Consider the following 2664-nt stretch of genomic DNA (forward strand, 5'->3'; position numbering starts at 1 on the left):
GGTGGAAAGGTTGCCGGGTCTGAACACGATCGTGTGAAGGGGGGCGGTGGCCGGGGTGCATGGCGCTGTGGTGCGGCTACAGTGTGACCATGGCAGACAACACGACCATCCAGGTGTCCCGCCAGGCCCGAGACCATCTCGCGCAGGTGGCCAAAGAGCGTGGGGTGACTCTGGGGCAGCTTGTGGAGCAGTTGGCTTCGGAGCAGCCGACGGCGGCGCAGCTGGCGGAGCGCGTTGCGGCTGACCGGCAGGTCGTCCGTGACGTGATCGGTGTCGACATCAGTGACGAGGAGTTCGAGAAGGCGCCCGACGTACTCGGCAACATCTACAAGATCGCCGCTGAGAAGGCTCGCGCGGCCCGGGGTGCGGACGCGTGATCATTCTCGACACCGGTGCCACCCGGGCGCTGGCCGACGGCCACAAGACGCTGAACCTCCTCGCCGGGAACATGGCGCGCACCCCGGGTGACTTCCTCCGGATTCCCGCGCTCTGCCTCATGCAGGCCGAGTCGGAGGACGAGGGCGCGGCGGGGCGGGTGCTCGCCTTCTCGTCGGTCGTCGTCGACGACCTCACGACGGTTTCCGCGGTCACCGTCGGAACGATGGTCAGGGACGGCTACGGCGGCTCGGACAGGTGCCACGCCCTGTACTGTGCGCTGCCCCGGGCCGAGTTCACGGGGATGTCGATCCTGCTGACGGACCGAGAGGATGCCTATCCGCCGGGAGTCGTCACGGTGGACATCGACTCCCCCGGGATGCTCGGCTTCCACTGACCTGTCACACCTCGTGCTCGGGGATGCGCTCGCCCCGGCTGACCGCGACACGCAGCACGTCTCCCAGCGACTCCAGGGCCCTGACCAACGCGAAACGCAGGGCGCGTTCACCGGCCTTGGCGTCGCGCAGTACGGCCTCGGCGCCGGCCTGGACCTGTTCGGCGGAGGCGAGCTGAGCGGCCTCGATGTCGTCGGCGAGCCGCGAGAGGAGGCTGTCCGGGTCGTCGGTGCTGAGGTAACAGGGCTTGCCGTCGGTGCCGGTCCAGGGGAGCAGCCTCATGCGAAGACCTCCGTGGCGTGGAGGTACGGCCGTACGAGCGGGGTGTCCATCAGCAGGGGCTCCTCGGCGGCGATGGGGAGAGGGAGGGCACTGCGTGTCGGCGGGGGTGGGGCCGACGTGGCTCGGTGACGCCCCCGGGCGGGCAGCAGGATCCGCACGAGGAAGAGCAGGACCGACTCGCAGAGTTCAGCGGTACGCAGGCGCACGGAAGTGTCCCTTCTCAGGGCAGGGCAGGCAGGGTTTGACGAGCGGTGATTACCGTTCGTGGCTTTATCGTCACTGGTCGCGCGTACGCGGCGGAAGGGGCCAGGTGTTGCCTGGCGCTCCAGGCAACGGTGAGGGGTGACGTGGGCGAAGTGGTTGACGGGGAGCGGGAGTCGGGGCGGGCTGCGCTCGGCCGGACGCTGAGGTTCCTGCGTGAGCAGGCGGGCAAGTCGCTCGGGCAGTTGTCCGAGGACACGGGGTACGACAAGAGCTACTTGAGCCGCCTGGAGAAGGGGGAACGGCTCTCCAAGCGGGCGGTCATGGAGGACCTGGACAGTTACTACGGGTCCGGTGACCTGCTGGTTCGTGAGTGGCGGGACGCGCGCCGCGAAGTCATCAAGGACAAGTACAAGGCGTTCATGGACCTTGAGGCCACGGCCGAGATCATGTGGATGTTCCAGCTGCGCGTGCCGGGTCTGTTGCAGACCGAGGACTACGCCCGTGCGGTGTTGTCAGGGTTGTCTGGCGCCCAGACAACAGCAGGCAACAGCGAGGAAGTCGAGGAACAGGTGGCTGCGCGGATGGGGCGGCAGGAGTTGCTCTTCCGCGAGTCGGCGCCGGACGTACGAGTGATCCTGGACGAGGCGGCTCTGCGGCGGCCCGTTCCTGATGCGAAGGTGTGGGCGGAGCAGTTGTCGCACCTGCTGGATGCGGCCGAGTTGCCGAACGTCGCGATCCAGGTACTGCCCTTCGCGGTCGGGGTGCACGACCTCATGGACAGCCACCTCTGGCTCTTCTGGCAGCGCGTCGGTGACCCGGTTGCCTGGACGGAGGGCAACGGTTTTGGTGCACTGATCCAGGATCCGGACAAGGTTCTGCACTTCCGCTTGTCCTACGATCGCGTCAGGGACGCGGCGCTGACTCCCGTGGAGTCGACGGCGTTCATCAAGCGCCTTCTGGAGGAGTGCAGAGAATGAACCGAGCCCCTGACCTCACCACCGCCATGTGGCGCAAGTCGTCCTACAGCGACGGGGGCGGAACGAACTGCCTGGAGGTCGCAGACGGCCACCCCGACACCGTCCCCGTCCGCGACAGCAAGCAGCCCGACGGCCCGATACTCGTGTTCGGCGCAAGCCCCTGGGCCTCATTCCTCACGTACGTCACGAAGTAACTGTCGGGGCCGCCCGCTTCTTTGCCAGTGTCGTGCTTCCACGGCCTGCCTCAAGGGCGCTTCGCGTCGCCTTCGGCGATGGCCCTCCGGGCCACCCTTGACCCAGGCCGCTCCAGCACGGGAGAGAAGCGAGCGAGCGGCCCGGGGAAAGCGGGGGCCCAGGGCAGTCGACCCTCACGTCCCTCGAGAAGCCGGCCGGCGGGGAGGGGCGCGGCAGCGCCTCGCCAGCACGCCGGG

General features: G+C 68.1%; 6 protein-coding genes. 4 read left to right on the top strand and 2 right to left on the bottom strand.

Features of this window, described 5'->3' with window-relative positions:
- Positions 1-89 precede the first annotated feature (89 nt).
- Positions 90-377, top strand: coding sequence for a hypothetical protein (locus CCL05_RS43005; RefSeq protein ID WP_086565894.1), 288 nt, complete (start codon positions 90-92; stop codon positions 375-377).
- The gene (locus CCL05_RS43010; protein WP_086565890.1) at positions 374-772 is read left to right on the top strand and encodes a PIN domain-containing protein; all 399 of its coding nucleotides are present in this window, start codon (positions 374-376) and stop codon (positions 770-772) included. Before CCL05_RS43005 ends, CCL05_RS43010 begins: the two co-directional genes overlap by 4 nt.
- A 4-nt stretch (positions 773-776) precedes the next feature.
- Here CCL05_RS43010 and CCL05_RS43015 read toward each other — a convergent pair whose 3' ends face one another.
- Together CCL05_RS43015 and CCL05_RS43020 are read right to left on the bottom strand one after the other, a co-directional pair.
- Positions 777-1052 (bottom strand): hypothetical protein, encoded by a 276-nt coding sequence (locus CCL05_RS43015; RefSeq protein ID WP_086565891.1) that lies wholly within the window; start codon positions 1050-1052, stop codon positions 777-779.
- Positions 1049-1258, bottom strand: coding sequence for a hypothetical protein (locus CCL05_RS43020; RefSeq protein WP_086565892.1), 210 nt, complete (start codon positions 1256-1258; stop codon positions 1049-1051). Before CCL05_RS43020 ends, CCL05_RS43015 begins: the two co-directional genes overlap by 4 nt.
- 141 nt (positions 1259-1399) lie before the next feature.
- On the opposite strand from CCL05_RS43020, the gene CCL05_RS43025 reads away from it, so the two are divergent.
- Together CCL05_RS43025 and CCL05_RS43030 are read left to right on the top strand one after the other, a co-directional pair.
- Positions 1400-2233: a helix-turn-helix domain-containing protein gene (locus CCL05_RS43025; RefSeq protein ID WP_086565895.1), complete on the top strand. Its 834-nt coding sequence runs from the start codon at positions 1400-1402 to the stop codon at positions 2231-2233.
- Positions 2230-2427: a DUF397 domain-containing protein gene (locus tag CCL05_RS43030; RefSeq protein ID WP_086565893.1), complete on the top strand. Its 198-nt coding sequence runs from the start codon at positions 2230-2232 to the stop codon at positions 2425-2427. Before CCL05_RS43025 ends, CCL05_RS43030 begins: the two co-directional genes overlap by 4 nt.
- Positions 2428-2664: the final 237 nt, after the last annotated feature.

Source organism: Streptomyces africanus (assembly GCF_002150735.1).
GTDB classification, from domain to species: domain Bacteria; phylum Actinomycetota; class Actinomycetes; order Streptomycetales; family Streptomycetaceae; genus Streptomyces; species Streptomyces africanus.

What these genes read in the sequence shown, in the direction of transcription:
- CCL05_RS43005 (WP_086565894.1), top strand. Translation starts at nt 90, where the DNA reads ATGGCAGACAACACGACCATCCAGGTGTCCCGCCAGGCCCGAGACCAT.
- CCL05_RS43015 (WP_086565891.1), bottom strand. Translation starts at nt 1,052, where the DNA reads ATGAGGCTGCTCCCCTGGACCGGCACCGACGGCAAGCCCTGTTACCTC.
- CCL05_RS43030 (WP_086565893.1), top strand. Translation starts at nt 2,230, where the DNA reads ATGAACCGAGCCCCTGACCTCACCACCGCCATGTGGCGCAAGTCGTCC.